The sequence below is a fragment of the Pseudomonas sp. HMSC057H01 genome, from assembly GCF_001836405.1.
In the GTDB taxonomy this organism is placed as follows: domain Bacteria; phylum Pseudomonadota; class Gammaproteobacteria; order Pseudomonadales; family Pseudomonadaceae; genus Pseudomonas; species Pseudomonas aeruginosa.
Genome location: NZ_KV828475.1, coordinates 198694 through 219009 on the forward strand (window position 1 = coordinate 198694; position 20316 = coordinate 219009).

Sequence of the window (20316 nt, forward strand, 5' to 3'; positions counted from 1 at the left end):
AATGGAAAAACGAGAATTATTCGCAAATGATCGCAAAGTGCGACTATCCCTGCAATTGGCGTCCGTCGGGAAGCCACTTGAGTCGCCCCGCCGGTTTGCCGGAGGATCGGCGTTCCCATAACAAGAACAGGAGTCTCGCCGTGGCCGAACCTTTGCTGATCATCGGTTCCTATCTGTCCCCCTATGTGCGCAAGGTGCTGGTGCTGCTGGAGCTGAAAGGCATCGCCTACCGCATCGACCCCATCGTGCCGTTCTTCGGCGACGAGGCCTTCGAGCGCCTCAGTCCGTTGCGCCAGATTCCGGTGCTGGTGGACGGCGACTTCGTCCTCAACGATTCCAGCGTGATCTGCCAGTACCTGGAGGAGCGCTACCCGCAGCCGAGCCTGTATCCCGCCGACATCGGCCAGCGCGCCCAGGCTCGCTGGCTGGAGGAATACGCCGATTCGCGGCTGGGCCAGGTGATCATCTGGCAGTTGTTCCACCAGTTGGTGATCAACCGTGGCATCTGGCACCGCGAACCCGACCAGGCGATCCTGCAACGCACCTACGACGAAGACCTGCCATCGATCTGCAACTACCTGGAAGGGCGGGTCCCGCCAAGCGGCTGGCTGTGCGGCGAGCTATCCATCGCCGATGTCGCCGTCGCCTGCCTGTTCCGCAATGCCCAGTTGGCGCGCTACCAGGTCGACGGCGAGCGCTGGCCGCGCCTGGCGCGCCTGTTGGCTGACGCTTTCGCCCTGCCGGCCTTCCAGCATCTGGCGCGTTTCGAGAAGGCCACCGCGCAGACCCCGGTCGCCGAACAGCGCCAGGCGCTGCGCGAGGCCGGTGCGCCGCTCAGCGCGACCAGCCACGCCCGCGAGCGGCCGGTGCGCGGTCCGATGAGCCGCTGAGAGGGAGTGCGGGCGGCGCCCAGGGCGCCGTCCTGATGAAGCGCCATTCAGCGCCTGGATAAGACCTTCGCGGCGCTGGTGGATCCAGCGTCCGGGCATATTTTATATAGACCAGTCTATATAAAACGGAGGCCGCACCGTGATGAACGTCCCCGAAGGGTTCCAGCCGCTGTTCCGCAGCAGTCCGTTGCTCGACCTGCTCGGTCCTTTCTTCTGCCGGCACGACGCCCAGCGCCAGTTGGTGGTGGCGCTGCGCATCGACGAAAAGCACTGCAACCACGGTGGCACCGCCCACGGCGGCCTGCTCTCGACCCTGGCCGACGTTGGCCTCGGCTACGCCATGGCGTTCTCCCGCGAACCGCCGCAGCCGATGGTCACCGTCGGCCTGCGCCTGGACTTCTGCGGGGTCGCGCGGGTCGGCGACTGGCTGGAGGTGCATACCCGGGTCGACAAGCTCGGCCAGCGCATGGCCTTCGCCTCGGCCCGGCTGCACAGCGGCGAGCGCCTGGTGGCCAGCGCCAGCGGCGTGTTTCATCTGCCCTGAGGCTCGGGCATGCTTGCCCGGTCGTCTGCCGTGAGTTGGGGAGTCAGGTTTGCCGAAGAAGTCCAATGCCGCCGAACGGATCGTCCATGCCACCGCCTCGCTGCTGGCCAGCCGCGGGTATTTCGGCACCGGGCTGAGCGACATCATCGCTCGCGCCGAGGCGCCGAAAGGCTCGCTCTATCACTATTTCCCCGAGGGCAAGCCGCAGATCGCCAGCGCCGCGATCGGCTTCGTCGCCGACGAGGTGGCATCCTTCCTCGACCGCGCCGGGACCCAGGCCCCCCATGCGCGCAACGTCCTCCGCCAGTTCACCGCGACCCTGCGTGGCTGGCTGGAGCATTCGCGTTTCGAAGAGGCCTGTCCGGTGCTTTCCACCAGCCTGAGCATCGACGCCGAGCTGGCCCCGGTGCACGCTGAATGCCGCCGGGCGCTCCGCGCCTGGCACGCCAGCATCGAGCGTGCGTTGCGCGCCGACGGACTGGCGGAAAAGCTCGCCGCCTCGCGCGCCTGGCTGATCCTCGCGGCGCTGGAGGGGGCGGTCGCGGTGGCCCGCGTCGAGCGGTCGTTCCAGGCGCTGGATGCGATCGAGGAAGAATTGCAGGCGCTACTGCCGGCCTAGGCGGGTGTCGCGCCCAGGCCGGCCAGGTATCCTTCAGTGCTGCACGCTGTCCACCGCGATCGCTTCGCCGGAAACTTCGCGGTAGGCCGTGCGGCGCTTGGCCAGGGCATAGTGGATCAGGCCGGCCAGGCCGGCGCCGAAGAACCAGGAGAACGGCGATAGCTCGGCGAATGCCGGCAACAATGCCAGCAGGGTGGAGATGATCGCCGCCGGGACGAACGCGGCGATGGCCCGCGGGTTCACCCCTCGCGCGTAGTGATAGGCGCCGGCGCGGCTTTCGGTGTACAGCTCCGGCAGGTTCACCCGGCCTTTCCGCACCAGGTAGTAGTCGACCATGATGATCCCGTACAGCGGGCCGAGCAGCGCGCCGAGGCCGCCGAGGAAGTAGAGGATCACCCCGGGGCTGTTGTACAGGTGCCAGGGCAGGATCAGCACTGCGATGGTCGCGCTGATCAGCCCGGCGCGGCGGAAGTTCAGCAGGTTCGGCGCCAGGTTGGTGAGTACGTAGGCCGGGGCGACGAAGTTGGCCATGATGTTCACCGCCACGGTGACGATCAGCAGCGCCAGGCTGGCCAGCACCAGGAAGAGGGTGTCGGGGATCGCGGCGACGATGTCGGTGGGGCTCTGGATGAGCTGGCCGTCGATCCTGAACTGGGCGCCGGCGAGGACCACCGCGAACAGGCCGAACAGCAGGATGTTCACCGGCAGCCCCCAGAAGTTGCCGACGCTGATGGTGCGCCGGTCCGGGCAGCCGCGGGCGAAGTCGCAGAAGTTCAGGATCATGGTGCCGTACAGGGTCACCCAGAACGCCGCGCCGCCGAAGATCTTCAACCACATCTGCGAACCGCTCATGGGTTCGCCGCTTGACCAGGCGATGGAGGCGCCGGCGCGCAGGTACATCCAGGCGGCGAGGGCGGCGACGGTGAGCAGGATCACCGGTCCGGCGAAGGATTCGTAGCGACGCACCATCTCCATGCCGTAGGCGAAGATCAGCAGTTGCACGCACCAGATGGCGACGAAGGTCGCCCAGCCCAGGCTCGACAGCCCGAGGATGGCGTCCTGGTCGTAGGCTGCGAGCCCCGGCCAGATCGCCGTCAGCAGCACGCGCAGGACGATGGAGGCGAGATAGGTCTGGATGCCGAACCAGGCGATGGCGATCACCGCGCGGATCAGCGCGGGGAGTTGCGCGCCGTGGATGCCGAAGGCGATGCGGCACATCACCGGGTAGGGCAGCCCGGTCTTCTGGCCCATGTAGCCGGACAGGTTCATCAGCCCGTAAACCATCAGCGCGCCCAGGGCCAGCGCGGCGAGGATCTGCGCACCGCTCATGCCGAGGGCGAAGAGGCCGATGGCGAAGGAGTAGTTGGCGATGTTGTGCACATCGTTGGTCCACAGCGCGAACAGGCTGTAGCGTCCCCAGCGGCGCCCTTCGGCCTTGGTCGGGGCGAGATCGGCGCTGTACAGGCGCGGGCTCAGCGGCGGCAGTTCGGTGCCGGCGTGATGGCTGGCGCGGGGCAGGCAATCGAGACTGGCGGGAGTGCCCAGGTCCAGGCGCGCCGCCGAGAACTCCGCTGCGCGCAGCCCGGCGCGTGGCAGGCAGTCGAGACTGGCCGGAGTGCCCAGGTCGAGCAGTGAGGCGGAGAACTCCGCGCTCCGCTGACCGGCGCGCGGCAGGCTGTCGAGGCTTTCCAGGGTGCCGAGGTCGAGCAGCGAGGGAGAAAACTCGCGGGGCGAGGCGGGCGGCTTCGGGGTGCTGGACATGGCGGTCTCCTCCGGCAGTCGGAAGAACTCGGCGCGAGGTCGGGTTCGTCTATTATTTTTGTATACAAGAATTTCGAAGATTTAAGCCAGTTATGTGCCAACCGATCCTCCACCGATTTTTCCGTGTTCTGCGGAAACCGGCCTTTCACCGGCAAGCCCCTGAAACCGCTTGGGAAAAAGCTGTCGCCTCGATCAGGTAAGAATTTCGAACCGATTCATGGGCTTATGCGGACGGACGAGGGAAAGGGGAAAAAAGCGTGGCGCCAGGAGAGCGTATTGGGAAAATTGTGCACAATAATTGTGCCCAGTGTTACCGCCGCGCCCGTCGACGGTGCGCGGCGCGAAGCTCAGCCCGTCCGGAAAATATCCAGGCCCTTCAACTGCCCGATCATCCACGCATGGGCATCACGCCCGACATGCTGGACGTGGCTGTAGAGCCGCAGCACGTAGGGCGGAATGTCGAACGGCGCGGGATACAGGGCGAGGCCGGCGGCTTCCGCCAGTGCCTGTGCGGCATGTCGGGGAGCGGTGAGCAGGAAATCGGTGGAGCCTGCCAGGAACAGCGCCGCCAGCACCGTCGGCAGTTGCACCGCCACTTCGCGACGCAGGCCGGAGCGGGCCAGCAGCCGGTCGATCACCCCACTGTCCTCGTTCCACGGCGTCACCACCGCATGCCGTTCGGCCAGGTAGCCCTCCAGCGTCGGCGCCCCGGCGAGGCGCGGGTGGTCGCGCCGCGCTACCACCACGTAGCGGTCGGCGAACCAGTCATGGGCCTGGATGCCTTCGGGCAGGCGCTCGTGTTCCTCGTCGTAGCCGAGGGCGAAATCGATCCGCCCGCTGGCCAGGGCCTCCACCGACAACTTGCGTTCCGCGTTGACCAGGCGCAGGCGCACTCCGGGCGCGCTGTGCTGCAGGCGGTTCATCAGCGGCGGAAGCAGGGCGAAGGCGGTGTAGTCGGTGGCGGCGAAGACGAAGGTACGCTGGCTCTGTCCCGGTACGAACGGCCGCCACTCTTCCAGCCCCTCGCCGAGGGCGCGCAGGGCGGCGGCCACCGCAGCGGCCAGGTGCTCGGCACGCTGGGTCGGCTGCATGCGATTGCCCTGGCGCAGGAACAGTTCGTCGTCCAGCCCCTGGCGCAGACGCCCCAGCGCATGGCTGAAGGCCGAGGCGCTGATCGCCAGTTCGCTGGCTGCGGTGCCGACGTTGCGGTGGCGATACAGGGCGTCGAAGACAAGCAGGAGGTTGAGATCGAGACGGCGCAGCAGGGGATGCATGTTATTCAGTTGCCGATGAGAAGAATGCACTTCATGCATCTTAGCAGGCGCACTAGGATGGCCGGATCCCCCACCGGAAGGTTGCCCATGACTCTCGAAATCCGTCCCGCCGTACCGGCCGACGCCGAACAGATCCTTGCCTTCATCATCGAACTGGCCGACTACGAGCGCGCCCGCCACGAGGTGGTCACCGATGTCGAAGGCATCCGCCGCAGCCTGTTCGCCGAAGGCTCGCCGACCCGCGCGCTGATGTGCCTGAGCGAAGGCCGGCCGATCGGCTATGCGGTGTATTTCTACAGCTACTCGACCTGGCTGGGGCGCAACGGCATCTACCTCGAAGACCTCTACGTCACCCCTGAGTACCGTGGCGTCGGCGCCGGTCGCCGGCTGCTCCGCGAGCTGGCCCGCGAGGCCGTGGCCAACGACTGCGGACGCCTGGAGTGGAGCGTGCTGGACTGGAACCAGCCGGCCATCGACTTCTACCGCTCCATCGGCGCGCTGCCGCAGGACGAGTGGGTGCGCTACCGGCTGGATGGCGAGGCGTTGCGCAAGATGGCGGAGTAGCTGGCGGCAAGCCGGCGTTGATGCCGGGGGAGTGTGTGGGGGTAGGACGAATAGCGCCTGGCGATATCCGCCAGTTTCTCACCGAGGACGCCTGGCGCCCTCCGCCCTGTCGCCGCTTTTCCCCCGCAACGTCGTAGCGTTGTCCCGCAGGAACGCCCACAGGCGTTCCGCTACCGGGCCCTGCGCGCGATCGCGCCGGCGCGCCGCCACCACCTCTTCGCTGCGTCCTGGCAGATGCGGCCCGGCCAGGGCGAGCAGGCGGCCGTCGGCCAGTTCCTCGTCGACCAGGAAGTCCGGCAGGTGCCCCCAGCCGAGGCCCTGGAGGATCATCTCTTTCTTCGTTCGCTGGTCCGGCACGCTGCACTGTCGCGCGCCGGCGAGCATGAAATAGTCCGTCGGCGGCGAATGGCGGGCGCTGTCGCGCATCACGCACTGGGCGAAGGGGCGCAGTTGTTCCGGGCGCACCGGTCGCGGCGGAGGATCGCCGAGCAGGCCCGGTGCGATGACCGGGACCAGCCCGACCCTGCACAGGTCGAGCCATTCCAGGCGTGGGTCGGACTTGTCCACGCGATGCAGGATCAGGTCGGCCTCGCCGTCCAGCAGGCGCTCCAGCGGGCCGCTGACGGTTTCGAACAGCAATTGCAGGCGGGTCTGCGGCTGGCTGCCGAAGAACCCTGCGAGCAGCGCCAGGGCCGGGCGCGGCGGGCAGAGGTCGCCCAGTACCACGCGCAGCTCGCTTTCCTCGCCCTGGGCCAGGTGCGCGGCGTGGCCCCGCAGCCCTTCCAGTTCGTAGAGCAGGGCCTGGGCACGCTGGTGGAAGGCGCGACCGGCGGCGGTCAGGCCGACCCGGTAGCCGCCTCGTTCCAGCAGCACCAGGCCGAGCTGGCGCTCCAGCCTGGCAACGGCGGCGAACACCGCCGGATGGGAGCGGTGCAGGCGCTGTGCGGCGGCCTGGAAGCCGCCGGCGTCGACCACTGCGTCGAAGCATTGGAGGTCGTGGAGGGTGAAATCGTGCATGTCAGCTTCCCTGACAGAGTCGTTCCATTCTTTGTAGTTTTTCCCAGGGGCCGTCGCAACTAGCCTGGCGTGCATGGCAATCACCCTGACCCCGGAGGCTCCCATGGGCAACCTGTCTTTTCTCGCTACCAGCGATGGCGCCAGCCTCGCCTATCGCCTGGACGGTGCGGCGGAGAAACCGCTGCTGGCGCTCTCCAACTCCATCGGTACCACCCTGCACATGTGGGATGCACAACTCCCGGCACTGACCCGGCACTTCCGCGTCCTGCGCTACGACGCCCGTGGCCATGGCGCCTCCAGCGTGCCGCCGGGGCCCTACACCCTGGCCCGGCTGGGCGAGGACGTACTGGAGCTGCTCGACGCGCTGGAGGTACGGCGCGCGCATTTCCTAGGCCTGTCCCTGGGCGGGATCGTCGGCCAGTGGCTGGCGCTGCATGCGCCGCAGCGGATCGAGCGGCTGGTGCTGGCCAACACCTCGGCCTGGCTTGGCCCGGCGGCGCAGTGGGACGAGCGCATCGCCGCGGTGCTGCAGGCCGAGGACATGAGCGATACCGCCGCGGGCTTCCTCGGCAACTGGTTTCCGCCGGCGCTGCTGGAGCGCGCCGAGCCCGTCGTCGAGCGCTTCCGGGCGATGCTCATGGCCACCAACCGGCACGGCCTGGCCGGCTCCTTCGCGGCGGTGCGCGATACCGACCTGCGCGCGCAACTGGCGCGGATCGAGCGGCCGACCCTGGTGATCGCAGGGGCGTACGACACGGTCACCGCCGCCAGCCACGGCGAGCTGATCGCCACGTCGATTGCCGGGGCCAGGCTGGTTACGCTGCCGGCGGTGCATCTGTCGAACGTCGAGTTCCCGCAGGCGTTCGAAGGCGCGGTGCTGAGCTTTCTCGGCGCAGCCTGATTAGGCTATCGTCGCTCCTTTTCCCTCGGCGCAGGAGCCGACATGAACGAGCCGGGCAGTTTCATCTGGACGTGGTACGGGCAGGATGAGCATCGATGGGTCCTGCTCAGCGCAGAGGCGTTCCTGGCGCTCGATTTCCTGGCTCTTGACGGTGCCATGCAGAGAGAGACCATCGGCAGTTGCCCGGGCTGCTCTACCTGGTCGGAGAAGATCGTGCCGTTGCACGAGTGGCTCGAAGGCTGTCCGGGTCACCAGGCCGGGAATTTTCGCGATGCCTTGAGGCGTGTCTGGGCGCTGTGCAACGAGCTGCCCGAGGAAGCGCTGGGCTGCTTCGACTTCGACATCTATGCCCACCCCGGATGGCAGGCGGTACGTCGAGAGGCCCGGGAGGCGCTGCGGCAGAACGGTTGGGACAGCATCCGTAGCCACGCCGAGGAGCTGCGCGACGACTGTTGGGAGCGTGTGCATGGCTACCCGAAGAAATGAGAAAGCCGCCCCTCGGGGCGGCTTTTCGTTGCGCTGCGGCGAACGGCCTACAGCCCGTTCTTCGCCTTGAACTCACGGCGGCGGCGATGCAGGACCGGCTCGGTATAGCCGTTCGGCTGCCGGGTGCCTTCCACCACCAGCTCCAGGGCGGCCTGGAACGCGACGTTGTCGTCGAAGTTCGGCGCCATCGGCCGGTAGGACGGGTCGCTGGCGTTCTGCCGGTCGACCACCACGGCCATGCGCTTGAGGCTCTCGACCACCTGCTCCTGGCTGATCACGCCGTGACGCAGCCAGTTGGCCAGCAGCTGGCTGGAGATGCGCAGGGTGGCGCGGTCTTCCATCAGACCGACGTCGTTGATGTCCGGCACCTTGGAGCAGCCGACGCCCTGGTCGATCCAGCGGACGACATAGCCGAGGATGCCCTGGGCGTTGTTGTCCACCTCGTTCTTGATCTCTTCCGCGGTCCAGTTGGTGTTCGGCGCCAGCGGAATGGTCAGGATGTCGTCCACCGAGGCCGGGGTGCGCTTGGCCAGCTCGGCCTGGCGGGCGAACACGTCGACCTTGTGGTAATGCAGGGCGTGCAGGGTCGCGGCGGTCGGCGACGGGACCCAGGCGGTGTTGGCGCCGGCCAGCGGATGGCCGATCTTCTGCTCGAGCATGGCGGCCATCAGGTCGGGCATGGCCCACATGCCCTTGCCGATCTGCGCCTTGCCTTGCAGGCCGGTGGCCAGGCCGACGTCGACGTTGTTGTTCTCGTAGGCGCCGATCCACTTCTCCGACTTCATGGCGCCCTTGCGCACCACGGCGCCGGCTTCCATGGAGGTGTGGATCTCGTCGCCGGTGCGGTCGAGGAAGCCGGTGTTGATGAACACCACGCGATCCTTGGCCGCCTTGATGCAGGCCTTCAGGTTCACGGTGGTGCGGCGCTCCTCGTCCATGATGCCGACCTTCAGGGTGTTGCGCGGCAGGCCGAGGACGTCCTCGACGCGGCCGAACAGCTCGTTGGTGAAGGCGGCTTCTTCCGGACCGTGCATCTTCGGCTTGACGATATACACGCTGCCGGTGCGGCTGTTCTTGCGGCTGGTGTTGCCGTTCAGGTCATGAATGGCGATCAGGCTGGTGAACAGACCGTCCTGGATGCCTTCCGGCACTTCGTTGCCGTCCTTGTCGAGGATCGCATCGTTGGTCATCAAGTGGCCGACGTTGCGCACGAACAGCAGCGAGCGGCCGTGCAGGGTCAGTTCGGAACCGTCGGCCCTGGTGTAGACGCGGTCCGGGTTCATGGTGCGGGTGAAGGTGCTGCCGCCCTTGCTGACTTCCTCGGCCAGGTCGCCTTTCATCAGGCCCAGCCAGTTGCGGTAGATCACTACCTTGTCGTCGGCGTCGACCGCGGCGACCGAGTCCTCGCAGTCCATGATGGTGGTGAGGGCGGCTTCCATCAGCACGTCCTTCACGCCTGCGGCATCGGTCTGGCCGACCGGGCTGCTCGGGTCGATCTGGATTTCGAAGTGCAGGCCGTTGTGCTTGAGCAGTACCGCTTGCGGCTTGGCGGCGTCGCCCTGGAAGGCAAGGAACTGGCCAGCGTTCTTCAGGCCGGTTTCGCTGCCGTTCTTCAGCGCGACGACCAGCGCGCCGTTCTTCACGCTGTAGGAAGTGGCGTCGACATGGGAGCCGGACTCCAGCGGCGCGGCCTCGTCGAGGAAGGCGCGAGCGAAGGCGATGACCTTGTCGCCGCGAACCTTGTTGTAGCCCTTGCCTTTCTCGGCGCCGCCTTCTTCGCTGATCACGTCGGTGCCGTAGAGTGCGTCGTACAGCGAGCCCCAGCGGGCGTTGGAGGCGTTCAGGGCGAAGCGCGCATTCATCACCGGCACCACCAGCTGCGGGCCGGCCATGCGGGCGATCTCGTCGTCGACGTTCTGGGTGCCGGCCTGGAAGTCTTCCGCCTCGGGCAGCAGGTAGCCGATTTCCTCGAGGAAGGCCTTGTAGGCAGCGGCGTCGTGGGCCTGGCCGGCGCGAGCCTGGTGCCAGCCGTCGATCTTGGCCTGGAGTTCGTCGCGCTTGGCGAGCAGGGCTTTATTCTTCGGCGCCAGGTCGTTGATCACGGCCTCCGCACCGGTCCAGAACGTGTCGGCAGAGACGCCGGTTCCGGGGATGGCTTCGTTGTTCACGAAGTCGAACAGGACTTTGGCGACCTGCAGGCCACCGACTTGAACGCGTTCAGTCATTGTTTGCCTCACTCTGCTCTAGACCAGCTCTGGACCCGGGCCGCACGGCCTTGTAGTCCGAGCCGCGGCATACTACATGATGCCGCGGGAAAAATCAGTGGTTACGCGTCGCGTTACGACTGGATGACGCTTCACGGTCACGTTGGCCAGGCTCAATGTTCGCAAAAAAACTGTACTTTGTTCCAGATAAATCTAAAAACAGTACACGATTTATCGCGAGCCCAACTGCGGCGCGGCGTCGCAGGATGTTTCACTGCGCTGCGAGCGCCTTGCCTATACTCCCGGAATCGCCCCAGGAGCCTCGCCATGCCCGTCCATGCCGCATCCCTCGCCGATCTCGCCGACCTGGTTCCGCTGTTTTCCGCCTACCTCGACTTCTACGAAGTGCCGGCGCCGGAAGAGCAGGTCCGCGCATTCCTCGCCGAGCGCCTGCGCCAGGGCGATTCGACCCTGTTCCTGGCCAGGGATGCCGAGGCGCGGGCGCTGGGCTTCGTCCAACTCTATCCGCTGTTCGCCTCCCTGGCGCTACGACCTTCGTGGCTGCTCAGCGATCTCTACGTCCGTCCGGAGGCGCGCCGCCAGGGCGTCGGCGAGGCCCTGATGAACCAGGCCCGGGGTTTCGCCGAAAGCATGGGCGCCTGCGGCCTGCAACTGGAGACGGCGAAGACCAACCACGCCGGGCAGTCGCTCTACGAGCGCCTCGGCTATGTCCGTGACGAACAGTTCTACACTTACTGGCTGCAGCTCTGAACTCCCATTCGTCCCAGCAGGAGGCAAGCTCATGGATCACCTGGTCCTGACCGTGATCGCCACCGACCATCCCGGCCTGGTCGAGCGCATCGCCCAATGCATCGCCTCCCACGGCGGCAACTGGCTGGAAAGCCGCATGTCGCGGATGGCCGGGCAGTTCGCCGGGATACTGCGGGTGGCCGTGCCGGCGGAAGGCTACGACGAACTGGTGGAAGGGCTACAGGGCCTGTCCAGCCACGGTATCCGCGTGCTCCTGGCGGAAAGCGGGATCGAGCCGGTATGCAACTGGAAGCCTATCCACCTCGACCTGGTGGGCAACGACCGCCCCGGTATCGTGCGTGACATCACCCGGCTGCTGGCCGAGCATGGGGTGAACCTGGAAAGCCTGTCCACCGAAGTGCGCCCGGCGCCGATGAGCAGCGAACCGCTGTTCCATGCCGATGCGCTGCTGGCGGTGCCGCTGACCCTGTCGCTGGACACCCTGCGCGAGCGACTGGAAGACCTGGCCGACGACCTGATGGTGGAATTGGTGCTGGACGCGTCCTGAAGTTGTTCAGGAAAGCCGGGGACGGGCCTGTGGAAAAGCCTTGGGTGAAACCCTGAAGCCCAGGCGCCGCTAGGCTTGGAGGTCGTAGCGCGTTTTTTGACCAGCTGCGTTGCGGTTATTCCCAAACCAGGTGGACCAGCCTGTGGGTATTCTGTGTGGATAACCTTGCAGGCCTTCATCCATGGGCAATACAAGGGTTTGATCGTTTTCTGAGCAGCCTCTCTTGCGCTTTTGCTTGTGGATTAACCTTCGCCGCTATCGTTGCCCCTGTGCACAAATAACGTGGAGCAGTCTGTGGGTAAGCCGGGGAAGAATCCATGCAGGCCTTTATCCATCGGTACTCCAGGTGTCAGTACGTTTTTTGATCGATGGCTTTTCCGGTTCATCCACAGTTGCTCACAAAAGCCTTGGGCAGATTTGTGGATAAGCCTTGTGTATATCGTTGTAACCCTTGGTAATACTGGCATACAGCGGTGTGCTCAAAGACTGATCAGGCGCTTTGCAGGGCTTCTTCCGACGAGTTATCCACGCGCCTGCGGGGAGGAGAAGGCAGGTCTATGCACAAAGTACGTGCATGAACCTGTGGAAAAGCCTGGGGTGGATCGCTGAGCGTCAGTATTGGCGGGGGATAGGAAGGAGTGCGTGTTTTTTCGCCAGGCTTGCGGAGTTCCGCAAGCCTGGGGATAACGTCAGCCCGGCTGGGGAAGGCGGCGCAGGCTGCGCCAGGCGTCGAAGCTGTAGACGGCCAGGGCGAGCCAGATGAAAGCGAAGGCGGTCAGGCGGCTGGAGTCCAGGTGCTCGCCGAACAGCAGGATCGCCTGTAGCAGGACCAGCGTCGGTGCCAGGTATTGCAGGAAGCCCAGAGTGGCGTAGGGCAGGTGCCTTGCCGCAGCGTTGAAGCAGACCAGCGGAACCAGCGTCACCGGGCCCGCGGCGACCACCCACAGGGCTTCCGGGGTGCTCCAGAAAGCCGTTTCGCTGGTCGGCCCGTCGGCGAACAACAGCAACCAGACCAGCGCCAGTGGCAGCAGCAGCCAGGTTTCCACCACCAGTCCGGGCAGCGCGGCGACCGGCGCCTTTTTGCGGATCAGGCCGTAGAAGCCGAAGGTCAGGGCCAGCACCAGCGACACCCAGGGCAGGCTGCCGAGTTGCCAGACCTGCTGCGCCACGCCCAGCGAAGCCAGGGCCACCGCCAGCCATTGCAGAGGACGCAGGCGTTCCTTGAGCAGCAACATGCCGAGCATCACGTTGATCAGCGGATTGATGTAGTAGCCCAGGCTGGCTTCCAGCATGTGGCCGTTGTTCACCGCCCAGACATAGGTCATCCAGTTGCTGGCGATCAGCAGTCCGCTGGCGGCCAGCACGACGAAGCGCTGCGGATTCTGGCGCAGTTCGCGCCACCAGCCCGGGTGTTTCCAGAACAGCAGCAGGACGGCGCCGAACAGGGCCGACCAGACCGCGCGCTGGACGATGATTTCCACCGCGGGAATGCGTTCGAGCAGTTTGAAGTAGAGCGGGAACAATCCCCAGATCACATAAGCCGTCAGGCCGAGGACATAGCCCCGACGGAGGTTGGCGGTCGCCATGGAGAATCCTTGAAACGTCAGGCAGGTAAGAATGGCCGTGCACGGCATGCACGAGCGGATGACCTGTGAATTCTAGTAGGGGGGTGGCGGGCTTGTCTGCGCACAGTTCCCGCGGAAAAGCACCGGCACACTTGCCGTTCCCTCGCCTGCCCCGCGGCGGGACGGATAGCGCCGCGCGCCATTCGCCCTGTCCGCAGGAGGCTCAGAACAGCCGCAGCGGTTCCTCGTCCAGCGCCGCCAGTTGTTCGCGCAGCACCAGCACCTGCTCGCCCCAGTAACGTTCACTGCCGAACCAGGGGAAGCTCGGTGGGAACGCCGGGTCGTCCCAGCGCCGCGCGAGCCAGGCGCTGTAGTGCATCAGGCGGAGGCTGCGCAGGCCTTCGAGCAGCGGTAGCTGGCGCGGGTCGAAGTCGTGGAACTCATTGTAGCCGTCGACCAGTTCGGCAATCTGCGCCAGGCGTTCGTGGCGCTCGCCGGCGAGCATCATCCACAGGTCCTGGAGGGCCGGGCCCATGCGGCAGTCGTCGAGATCGACCATGTGGTAGACCTCGTCGCGGCACAGCAGGTTGCCCGGATGGCAGTCGCCGTGCAGGCGGATCGGCTGGTAGGGCACCTCGGCGAACAGGGCGTCGAGGCGTTTCAGCAGGTCGCGGGCGACCGACTCGTAGGCCGGCAGCAGGCTCCTGGGGATGAAATTGCCTTCCAGCAGGGTGGCCAGCGAGGCGTGGCCGAAGTTATCCACAGCGAGCGCCTCGCGGTGCTCGAACGGCCGCGTGGCGCCGACCGCGTGCAGGCGGCCGAGCAACTGGCCGAGGCGGTAGAGCTGGTCGAGATTGCCCGGCTCGGGCGCGCGCCCGCCGCGCCGGGGGAACAGGGCGAAGCGGAAGCCGGCGAATGCGAACAGGCTTTCGCCGTCGCGCGACAGCGGCGCCACCACCGGCACCTCGCATTCCGCCAGCTCGGCGGAGAAGGCGTGCTCCTCGCGGATCGCCGCGTCGCTCCAGCGGTCCGGTCGGTAGAACTTGGCGATCAGCGGCTCGCCGTCCTCGATGCCGACCTGGTACACGCGGTTTTCGTAGCTGTTGAGCGCCAGCACCCGTGCGTCGCTGAGATAGCCGAGGCTTTCCACGGCATCCAGGACGAGGTCGGGGGTCAGTTGGTCGAAGGGATGGGACATGACGGGGCATCCAAGGCTCGAAAGACCCCTAGTGTACGCAAGCCGGCGCGGGCCGGCAGGTTCACAGCGGCGTGCCGAGCAGGACCTGGGCTGGATCGAAGGAGGCGATCACCTTCTGGCCCTTCTTCAGCCCCAGGCTGGCCAGGCGTTCGCCGGACAGCAGCGCGCAGAGGGTAAGACCGCTGCCCAGGGCGATGCGCACCTCGCTGGGACCGGCCTTGGCCGCGAGGATTTCCTCCAGGGTGCCGTGCAACTGGTTCGGCTGGTCCTCGCGCGGTTCCAGCCCGACGTCCAGCCAGCCGGCCTTGATCAGCGCCAGTACCGGGCGGCCGCGACCGAGTTCGAGTTGCTCGGTGCTGGCGCGGGTGATCAGCGCCTCGATGCGTTGCTGGCCTGGCAGCTCGATGGCGATGCGGTCGTGGAAGCCTTCGCCATGGATCGACAGGACCCGCCCGTGCAATTGGTTGCGTGCGCTGGTGCGGAGCATCAGGCGGCCGATCAGGTTGAGGTCCTCGGCGTCTTCCGCGGCCTGCAACACCTGCGCTTGCAAGGCTTCCAGGCGCCGGTAGAGAGCCAGCAGGCGTTCGCCCTCGGCAGTCAGCCGGGCGCCGCCGCCGCCCTTGCCGCCGACGCTACGCTCGACCAGCGGACGCTCGGCCAGGTTGTTCAGTTCGTCGATGGCGTCCCAGGCGCCCTTGTAGCTGATGCCCACGGCCTTCGCCGCACGGGTGATGGAGCCCAGTTCGGCGATCTGCGCGAGCAGGGCGATGCGTTGCGGGCGACGGGTGACGTGCTGGGCGAGAGTGGAGAGTGCGGACATGGAAGCTTCGCTATGAGCGGACGTATACGGCGAAGGCTCCAACAGCCATGGGCAAAACGCAAGGGCGTCACTCGGCGGCCTGGTAGAGACCGTAGCCGGCGGCGGCGCCGGCCAGGTCCCAGGCGAGGTCCTTCCAGCTCCAGCCGCTGCCGGCGGAACGGCTGTCGTAGAGTTCCTTGCCGACGCCGAAGGCGAGCGAGAAGCTCAGGCCGAAGCGTGCCTGGCGAGCACCGTGCAGGCCGCGGTCGTGGGCCATCTGCATGCCCGCCGCGGTAAGGGCCGCGGAACTGGCGAAATGCAGGGCCTTGTCTTCGCCCAGCCAGTCGTCTTCGGCGAAGTGGCTGCAACCGCCGAGCAACAGGCAGGCCACGACCAGCAGTGCGCGCATGGATCCTCTCCCGTATCGGTTGCGCGGCAGTTTAGCCCAGCTCAGCCGGGCTTCGGCGTGCGCGCCAGGCAGTAGACGTCGACCCGCGCGGCGCCCGCCCGGCGCAACAGACGGGAAAGGCACTCGGCGGTGGCCCCGGTGGTGAGCACGTCGTCCACCAGTGCCAGGTGCAGCCCGCGAACATCGCTGGCGGGCGCCAGGGCGAAGGCGTGGCGCAGGTTGCGCCGCCGCACCGTCGCGTCCAGCCCCTGCTGGGCCGGCGTATCCAGCACTCGCCGCAGGCTGTGCGGATCGCTGCGCAGGTCCAGCTCGCCGGCCAGTCGCTCGGCGAGCTGTTGCGCCTGGTTGAAGCCGCGCCGACGTTCGCGCCGTGGCGCCAGCGGGACCGGCAGCAGGCGTGCCGGGCGCGGCAGGCCTTCGGCGTAGCGTTGCCGCAGGTGTTCCGCCAGCAACTCGCCGAGCAGCCGCCCCAGCGGCCAGGCCGCCTGGTGCTTGAAGCGGTTGATCAGGCTGTCGAGCGGAAAGGCGTAGCGCCAGGGCGCGATCGCCTGTTCATAGGCCGGCGGGCGGCGCAGGCACTCGCCGCACACCTGGCCGTCCAGCGGCAGGGGCAGGGCGCAGCGCCGGCACTGCTGGCGCGACCAGGGCAGGTCGGCGGCACAGGCGCGGCACAGCGGGCGGGGCGGCTGGTCGCTGCGGGCGGCGCAGAGCAGGCAGGCCGGCGGCGGCAAAAGCCAGCGCGTGAGAGGACGAAGCGGGAACGACATGGCGGGACTTCCTGGCGGATGTCGCACCATGCAACCGCAGGCGCGCGCCGCCGACCAGCCGTTGCCAGCGGGTTCGGAACTCGCCTGTGGATAACCGAAACCTTCCTTCGCTCCTTGCGGAAACGGCCGACGCGTGGATCAGTGGATGAGCCAGCTCATGACGATCAGGCCGAGCACCGTCCAGATCACCCCGCCGACTATCGAGCGGCGCATGAAGGCGCGTATGCCGCTGTAGAGCAGCAACAGGCCGAGCACCAGGAAGACGAAGCTGAACAGCGATGCGTCCATGCCGATGGCCCTGGCCAGGCCGTGGAGGAAGTCGTCCATGGCGCCCCAGATGCCGCCCAGCAGGCCGGAGAGCAGGTCCACCACGAAGCGGATCGCCCTGCCCAGCATCTCGCCCAGTCCGTCGAAAAAGCCTTCTGTACCCATGAGTGTCCTGTCCTGAGTGTTCCCAGCGTTGGATCAGAGATTAGCCGCCGGGTTCAGCGCCGGCTGCTGCTTTGCTGCGGAGCGAGGAACGACTGGCGGAAGTATTCGCGGAACGCGCGCATCCCGGCGCTCGCTTCGGTGTCGCGGCGCCAGGCCAGGCCGACGCTCATCGACGGCACCGGGTCGACCAGCGATAGCGTCTCGATGCGTTTGCCTTCCAGCGACCAGGGCCGGTACACCAGATCGGAGAGGATGGCCACGCCGGAGCCGTTGGCGACCATGCTGCGCACCGCTTCCACCGAACTGGTATGGAGGATCACCTGCGGCCGGTGGCCGCTCTGTTGCCAGTAGCGCAGCGCGCTCTGCCCGGCCTCGTCGACGGTGAGCATGATGTAGGGCTCGCCGGCCACGTCGGCCAGGCCCAGGTCGGCCTTCTCACCCAGCGGATGGCGGCTGGGCAGCCACAACCGGCGCTCGGAGTTGAACAGGGTTTCGGCGGCGATCCCGGGCTCGGTGAGATTGCCGGTGAGCAGCACGGCGATGTCGTAGCGACCGTCGAGGAGGCCGCGCTCGATGCTGGCGCGCTCGTCCTCGAACAGTTGCAGCTCCAGTTCCGGGTACCACTGCGCCAGGCGTTGCAGGTGGTGGGGGAGGAAATAGCCCATCACGGTATAGCTGGCGGCGACCTTCAGGGTGCCGTCGACCCGGGTGTCCGGTTGCGGGCTGTTGAGCGCGTCGTCGACGCTGCGCTGGATCGAATAGGCGTGGTTGAGGAAGTGCCGGCCGCTGTCGGTCAGGTTCATGCCCTGGGCCGTGCGGGTGAACAGGGCGACGCCGAGCATGCCCTCCAGTTCCTGGATCGCGCTGGTCACCGCCGACTGCGAGATGTTCAGGTGGATGGCGGCCTGGGAGATCTGGCCGAACTCGGCGGTGGCGATGAAGTAGCGAACCTGGCGGAGGGTCAGGGCCATGGGCAGCATCCGGAAGAGGTATCTGTTTTTCAGAAACCAGTCTATCGAATAATAAATCTACCCAATACCTTTCCCGGCTTTTACCGTGGCTCCATCCAACAACAAGGCAGATGAGGCCAGCGGGCAATGACTGAAGTCGACTTCAATTCCGACATGGGCGAAGGCTTCGGCCCATGGACCATCGGCGATGGCGTGGATGCCGCGATCATGCCGCTGATCAGCAGCGCCAACATCGCCACCGGTTTCCATGCCGGCGACCCGAGCAGCATGCGCCGCACCGTGGAGATGGCCGCCGAGCATGGCGTGGCCATCGGCGCCCATCCGGGCTTCCGCGACCTGGTCGGCTTCGGTCGCCGGCACATCGCCGCGCCGGCCATCGAGCTGGTCAACGACATGCTCTACCAGCTTGGCGCCCTGCGCGAATTCGCCCGGCTGCAGGGCCTGTCGCTGCAACACGTCAAGCCCCACGGCGCGCTCTACATGCACCTGGCGCGCGACGAGGCCGCCGCGCGCCTGTTCGTCGAGACCCTGCAACGCCTGGAACCGGAACTGCTGCTCTATTGCATGCCCGGTTCGGCCACCTGGCGCATCGGTCGGGAACTGGGCCAGCCGCTGGTGCGCGAGTTCTACGCCGACCGCGACTACGACCGTAGCGGCTCCATCGTCTTCACCCGGCGGGTCGCCGCCCTCGATCCGCAACAGGTCGCCGACAAGGTCCTGCGCGCCTGCCGCGAGGGCAAGGTGCGCACCGTCGAGGGCGAGGACCTCGACATCGCCTTCGACTCGGTGTGCATCCACAGCGACACCCCCGGCGCCCTGGAGCTGGTCGCCAGCACCCGCGCGCGCCTGGAAGGCGCCGGCATCCGCATCAAGGCGCCGCGTTGAGCGCCGCTCGCCTCGGCGAGCCTCGCGACAAGCTTTTCTGCCATTTCCTACAACGTTCGAATAATGAGGATTCGTCATGGCCGAACATAACGTGCAGTCCCCCTTGCCCGGCACCTTCTATCGCAAGGCCAGCCCCGACGCGCCACCCTACGCGGAGGTCGGGCAGGCGGTCGAGGCCGGCAGCGTGATCGGGCTGATCGAGGTGATGAAGCAGTTTTCCGAAGTGCAGGCCGGGCAGGCCGGCATACTCCAGGCGTTCCACGTGGAAGATGGCGAGGCCATCGAGCCGGGACAGGTGCTGGCGGTGATCGCCAGCGCTACCTGAGGAGGACGCCATGCACAAGCGACTGAACAAGCTGCTGGTGGCCAATCGCGGCGAGATCGCCGTGCGCATCATCCGCGCCGCGCAGGCACTGGGCATTCCCACGGTAGCGGTGTGCAGCGAGGCGGATCGCGATTCGCTGGCCGCGCGGCTGGCCGATGAGGTACGTCTGATCGGCCCTGCGCGGGCCGAGCGGAGCTACCTGGATATTGAGGCGATTCTCATGGCGGCGCGGGAAACCGGTGCCGACTCGATCCATCCCGGCTACGGTTTCCTCTCCGAGAACCCTGCCTTCGCCGAAGCGGTGCAGGCGGCCGGACTGGTCTTCGTCGGTCCGGATGCGCAGACCATCCGCCGCATGGGCGACAAGGCCGAGGCGCGGCGTACCGCGATGGCCGCCGGGGTGCCGGTGGTGCCGGGCTCGCCCGGCGAGCTGGACGACCTCGACGCGGCGCTGGCCTGCGCCGAAGAGGTCGGCTATCCGCTGCTGGTCAAGGCCTCCGCTGGCGGCGGCGGGCGTGGCATCCGTATCGCCCACGACGCCGACGAACTGCGTCGGGAATTCCCCATCGCCCAGCGCGAGGCGCAGGCCGCCTTCGGTTCGCCGGCGGTGTACCTGGAGCGCTTCATCCGCCAGGCGCGGCACATCGAAGTGCAGATCCTCGGCGATGGCGAGCGCGCGGTGCATCTGTTCGAACGCGAATGCTCGCTGCAGCGGCGGCGCCAGAAGGTCTTCGAGGAGGCACCTTCGGCGGCGCTGGACGGCGCGCAGCGCCAGGCCCTCTGCGAGAGCGCGGTGCGCCTGGCGCAGAGTCTCGGCTATCGTGGCGCGGGCACCCTGGAATACCTGTTCGACGCGCACAGCGGCGAGTTCTTCTTCATCGAGATGAACACCCGTATCCAGGTCGAGCATCCGGTCAGCGAGATGGTCACCGGCATCGACCTGGTCCAGGCCATGCTGCGCATCGCCGCCGGCGAGGCGCTGCCCTGGCGCCAGGAGGACATTCGCCTGAACGGCGCGGCGCTGGAGATGCGGATCAACGCCGAAGACCCGGCGCGCAATTTCTTCCCCAGCCCCGGCACCGTGGAGCGCCTGGAATGGCCGCAGGGCGAGGGCGTGCGAGTGGACAGCCACCTGTATCCCGGCTACCGGGTGCCGCCGTACTACGATTCGTTGCTGGCCAAGCTGATCGTCCATGGTCGCGACCGCGACGAAGCGTTCGCCCGCGCGCGCCAGGCGCTGGAGCGCACCGTGCTGGCCGGCATGGCCACTACCCTGCCGCTGCACCGCTGGCTGCTCGCCGATGCGCGGGTACAGGCCGCGCAGTTCGATACCGCTACCCTGGAAACCTGGCTCGCCGAGCGGACCGCCGCCGCGCAGGAGGTTTGA

Annotated in this window: 22 protein-coding genes; 11 read left to right on the plus strand and 11 right to left on the minus strand. The window is 67.0% G+C overall.

The window, feature by feature from the left end; translation table 11 throughout:
* Nucleotides 1–140: 140 nt before the first annotated feature.
* From HMPREF2581_RS16345 to HMPREF2581_RS16355, 3 genes are all read left to right on the plus strand, one after another.
* The gene (locus tag HMPREF2581_RS16345; RefSeq protein ID WP_004365164.1) at nt 141–890 is read left to right on the plus strand and encodes a glutathione S-transferase family protein; all 750 of its coding nucleotides are present in this window, start codon (nt 141–143) and stop codon (nt 888–890) included.
* Between the two features lie 139 nt (nt 891–1029).
* Nucleotides 1030–1434, plus strand: coding sequence for a PaaI family thioesterase (locus HMPREF2581_RS16350; RefSeq protein ID WP_003084769.1), 405 nt, complete (start codon nt 1030–1032; stop codon nt 1432–1434).
* Nucleotides 1435–1483: 49 nt separating this feature from the next.
* Complete coding sequence (locus HMPREF2581_RS16355; RefSeq protein ID WP_003084771.1) at nt 1484–2053, plus strand: TetR/AcrR family transcriptional regulator; 570 nt, start codon at nt 1484–1486, stop codon at nt 2051–2053.
* A gap of 33 nt (nt 2054–2086) precedes the next feature.
* Here HMPREF2581_RS16355 and HMPREF2581_RS16360 read toward each other — a convergent pair whose 3' ends face one another.
* Together HMPREF2581_RS16360 and HMPREF2581_RS16365 are read right to left on the minus strand one after the other, a co-directional pair.
* Complete coding sequence (locus tag HMPREF2581_RS16360) at nt 2087–3814, minus strand: NCS1 family nucleobase:cation symporter-1 (protein WP_004365168.1); 1728 nt, start codon at nt 3812–3814, stop codon at nt 2087–2089.
* 347 nt (nt 3815–4161) lie between these two features.
* On the minus strand, nt 4162–5088 hold the full coding sequence (locus HMPREF2581_RS16365) for a LysR substrate-binding domain-containing protein (RefSeq protein WP_004365171.1): 927 nt from the start codon (nt 5086–5088) through the stop codon (nt 4162–4164).
* Nucleotides 5089–5175: 87 nt separating this feature from the next.
* Between HMPREF2581_RS16365 and HMPREF2581_RS16370 the strand changes: the two genes are divergently transcribed.
* Entirely contained in the window at nt 5176–5652 is a 477-nt protein-coding gene (locus tag HMPREF2581_RS16370) for a GNAT family N-acetyltransferase (protein WP_003084777.1), read from the plus strand.
* A gap of 78 nt (nt 5653–5730) precedes the next feature.
* On the opposite strand, the gene HMPREF2581_RS16375 is transcribed toward HMPREF2581_RS16370, so the two are convergent.
* Complete coding sequence (locus tag HMPREF2581_RS16375) at nt 5731–6669, minus strand: LysR family transcriptional regulator (protein WP_004365174.1); 939 nt, start codon at nt 6667–6669, stop codon at nt 5731–5733.
* A gap of 103 nt (nt 6670–6772) precedes the next feature.
* Between HMPREF2581_RS16375 and pcaD the strand changes: the two genes are divergently transcribed.
* Together pcaD and HMPREF2581_RS16385 are read left to right on the plus strand one after the other, a co-directional pair.
* Nucleotides 6773–7570: a 3-oxoadipate enol-lactonase gene (pcaD, locus tag HMPREF2581_RS16380; RefSeq protein WP_003084781.1), complete on the plus strand. Its 798-nt coding sequence runs from the start codon at nt 6773–6775 to the stop codon at nt 7568–7570.
* 42 nt (nt 7571–7612) lie between these two features.
* Nucleotides 7613–8056 (plus strand): hypothetical protein, encoded by a 444-nt coding sequence (locus HMPREF2581_RS16385; RefSeq protein ID WP_003084782.1) that lies wholly within the window; start codon nt 7613–7615, stop codon nt 8054–8056.
* A gap of 47 nt (nt 8057–8103) precedes the next feature.
* Here HMPREF2581_RS16385 and HMPREF2581_RS16390 read toward each other — a convergent pair whose 3' ends face one another.
* Nucleotides 8104–10281: a malate synthase G gene (locus tag HMPREF2581_RS16390; protein WP_003105217.1), complete on the minus strand. Its 2178-nt coding sequence runs from the start codon at nt 10279–10281 to the stop codon at nt 8104–8106.
* Between the two features lie 306 nt (nt 10282–10587).
* Between HMPREF2581_RS16390 and HMPREF2581_RS16395 the strand changes: the two genes are divergently transcribed.
* Together HMPREF2581_RS16395 and HMPREF2581_RS16400 are read left to right on the plus strand one after the other, a co-directional pair.
* Nucleotides 10588–11031 (plus strand): GNAT family N-acetyltransferase, encoded by a 444-nt coding sequence (locus tag HMPREF2581_RS16395; RefSeq protein WP_003084786.1) that lies wholly within the window; start codon nt 10588–10590, stop codon nt 11029–11031.
* A gap of 31 nt (nt 11032–11062) precedes the next feature.
* A complete protein-coding gene (locus HMPREF2581_RS16400; protein WP_003084789.1) occupies nt 11063–11578 on the plus strand; it encodes a glycine cleavage system transcriptional repressor in 516 nt (171 codons plus the stop codon).
* A 689-nt stretch (nt 11579–12267) separates the two neighbouring features.
* On the opposite strand, the gene rarD is transcribed toward HMPREF2581_RS16400, so the two are convergent.
* The 7 genes from rarD to HMPREF2581_RS16435 all read right to left on the minus strand — a co-directional run bounded on the left by rarD (nt 12268) and on the right by HMPREF2581_RS16435 (nt 17728).
* Nucleotides 12268–13164 (minus strand): EamA family transporter RarD, encoded by an 897-nt coding sequence (gene rarD, locus HMPREF2581_RS16405; protein ID WP_003121788.1) that lies wholly within the window; start codon nt 13162–13164, stop codon nt 12268–12270.
* A 202-nt stretch (nt 13165–13366) separates the two neighbouring features.
* Entirely contained in the window at nt 13367–14341 is a 975-nt protein-coding gene (locus tag HMPREF2581_RS16410) for a serine/threonine protein kinase (protein ID WP_003129062.1), read from the minus strand.
* A gap of 61 nt (nt 14342–14402) precedes the next feature.
* Nucleotides 14403–15161, minus strand: coding sequence for a TOBE domain-containing protein (locus HMPREF2581_RS16415; RefSeq protein ID WP_003084796.1), 759 nt, complete (start codon nt 15159–15161; stop codon nt 14403–14405).
* Between the two features lie 67 nt (nt 15162–15228).
* Entirely contained in the window at nt 15229–15549 is a 321-nt protein-coding gene (locus tag HMPREF2581_RS16420; RefSeq protein WP_004365177.1) for a YfiM family lipoprotein, read from the minus strand.
* A 41-nt stretch (nt 15550–15590) separates the two neighbouring features.
* Nucleotides 15591–16316, minus strand: coding sequence for a ComF family protein (locus tag HMPREF2581_RS16425; RefSeq protein WP_004365178.1), 726 nt, complete (start codon nt 16314–16316; stop codon nt 15591–15593).
* Between the two features lie 138 nt (nt 16317–16454).
* A complete protein-coding gene (locus HMPREF2581_RS16430) occupies nt 16455–16748 on the minus strand; it encodes a hypothetical protein (protein WP_003084806.1) in 294 nt (97 codons plus the stop codon).
* Nucleotides 16749–16801: 53 nt separating this feature from the next.
* On the minus strand, nt 16802–17728 hold the full coding sequence (locus HMPREF2581_RS16435) for a LysR family transcriptional regulator (RefSeq protein WP_003129068.1): 927 nt from the start codon (nt 17726–17728) through the stop codon (nt 16802–16804).
* Between the two features lie 117 nt (nt 17729–17845).
* Between HMPREF2581_RS16435 and HMPREF2581_RS16440 the strand changes: the two genes are divergently transcribed.
* The 3 genes from HMPREF2581_RS16440 (at nt 17846) to HMPREF2581_RS16450 (ending at nt 20316) form a co-directional block, all read left to right on the plus strand.
* A complete protein-coding gene (locus HMPREF2581_RS16440) occupies nt 17846–18604 on the plus strand; it encodes a 5-oxoprolinase subunit PxpA (RefSeq protein ID WP_004365179.1) in 759 nt (252 codons plus the stop codon).
* A gap of 76 nt (nt 18605–18680) precedes the next feature.
* Complete coding sequence (locus HMPREF2581_RS16445) at nt 18681–18929, plus strand: acetyl-CoA carboxylase (protein WP_003084813.1); 249 nt, start codon at nt 18681–18683, stop codon at nt 18927–18929.
* A gap of 10 nt (nt 18930–18939) precedes the next feature.
* A complete protein-coding gene (locus tag HMPREF2581_RS16450) occupies nt 18940–20316 on the plus strand; it encodes an acetyl-CoA carboxylase biotin carboxylase subunit (RefSeq protein ID WP_003084815.1) in 1377 nt (458 codons plus the stop codon).

Bases quoted from the DNA above. Each gene is read 5' to 3' on its own strand.
- HMPREF2581_RS16360 (WP_004365168.1), bottom strand. From the start codon at position 3,814: ATGTCCAGCACCCCGAAGCCGCCCGCCTCGCCCCGCGAGTTTTCTCCC.
- HMPREF2581_RS16365 (WP_004365171.1), bottom strand. From the start codon at position 5,088: ATGCATCCCCTGCTGCGCCGTCTCGATCTCAACCTCCTGCTTGTCTTC.
- HMPREF2581_RS16370 (WP_003084777.1), top strand. From the start codon at position 5,176: ATGACTCTCGAAATCCGTCCCGCCGTACCGGCCGACGCCGAACAGATC.
- HMPREF2581_RS16375 (WP_004365174.1), bottom strand. From the start codon at position 6,669: ATGCACGATTTCACCCTCCACGACCTCCAATGCTTCGACGCAGTGGTC.
- pcaD (WP_003084781.1), top strand. From the start codon at position 6,773: ATGGGCAACCTGTCTTTTCTCGCTACCAGCGATGGCGCCAGCCTCGCC.
- HMPREF2581_RS16385 (WP_003084782.1), top strand. From the start codon at position 7,613: ATGAACGAGCCGGGCAGTTTCATCTGGACGTGGTACGGGCAGGATGAG.
- HMPREF2581_RS16390 (WP_003105217.1), bottom strand. From the start codon at position 10,281: ATGACTGAACGCGTTCAAGTCGGTGGCCTGCAGGTCGCCAAAGTCCTG.
- HMPREF2581_RS16395 (WP_003084786.1), top strand. From the start codon at position 10,588: ATGCCCGTCCATGCCGCATCCCTCGCCGATCTCGCCGACCTGGTTCCG.
- HMPREF2581_RS16400 (WP_003084789.1), top strand. From the start codon at position 11,063: ATGGATCACCTGGTCCTGACCGTGATCGCCACCGACCATCCCGGCCTG.
- rarD (WP_003121788.1), bottom strand. From the start codon at position 13,164: ATGGCGACCGCCAACCTCCGTCGGGGCTATGTCCTCGGCCTGACGGCT.
- HMPREF2581_RS16410 (WP_003129062.1), bottom strand. From the start codon at position 14,341: ATGTCCCATCCCTTCGACCAACTGACCCCCGACCTCGTCCTGGATGCC.
- HMPREF2581_RS16415 (WP_003084796.1), bottom strand. From the start codon at position 15,161: ATGTCCGCACTCTCCACTCTCGCCCAGCACGTCACCCGTCGCCCGCAA.
- HMPREF2581_RS16420 (WP_004365177.1), bottom strand. From the start codon at position 15,549: ATGCGCGCACTGCTGGTCGTGGCCTGCCTGTTGCTCGGCGGTTGCAGC.
- HMPREF2581_RS16425 (WP_004365178.1), bottom strand. From the start codon at position 16,316: ATGTCGTTCCCGCTTCGTCCTCTCACGCGCTGGCTTTTGCCGCCGCCG.
- HMPREF2581_RS16430 (WP_003084806.1), bottom strand. From the start codon at position 16,748: ATGGGTACAGAAGGCTTTTTCGACGGACTGGGCGAGATGCTGGGCAGG.
- HMPREF2581_RS16435 (WP_003129068.1), bottom strand. From the start codon at position 17,728: ATGCTGCCCATGGCCCTGACCCTCCGCCAGGTTCGCTACTTCATCGCC.
- HMPREF2581_RS16440 (WP_004365179.1), top strand. From the start codon at position 17,846: ATGACTGAAGTCGACTTCAATTCCGACATGGGCGAAGGCTTCGGCCCA.
- HMPREF2581_RS16445 (WP_003084813.1), top strand. From the start codon at position 18,681: ATGGCCGAACATAACGTGCAGTCCCCCTTGCCCGGCACCTTCTATCGC.
- HMPREF2581_RS16450 (WP_003084815.1), top strand. From the start codon at position 18,940: ATGCACAAGCGACTGAACAAGCTGCTGGTGGCCAATCGCGGCGAGATC.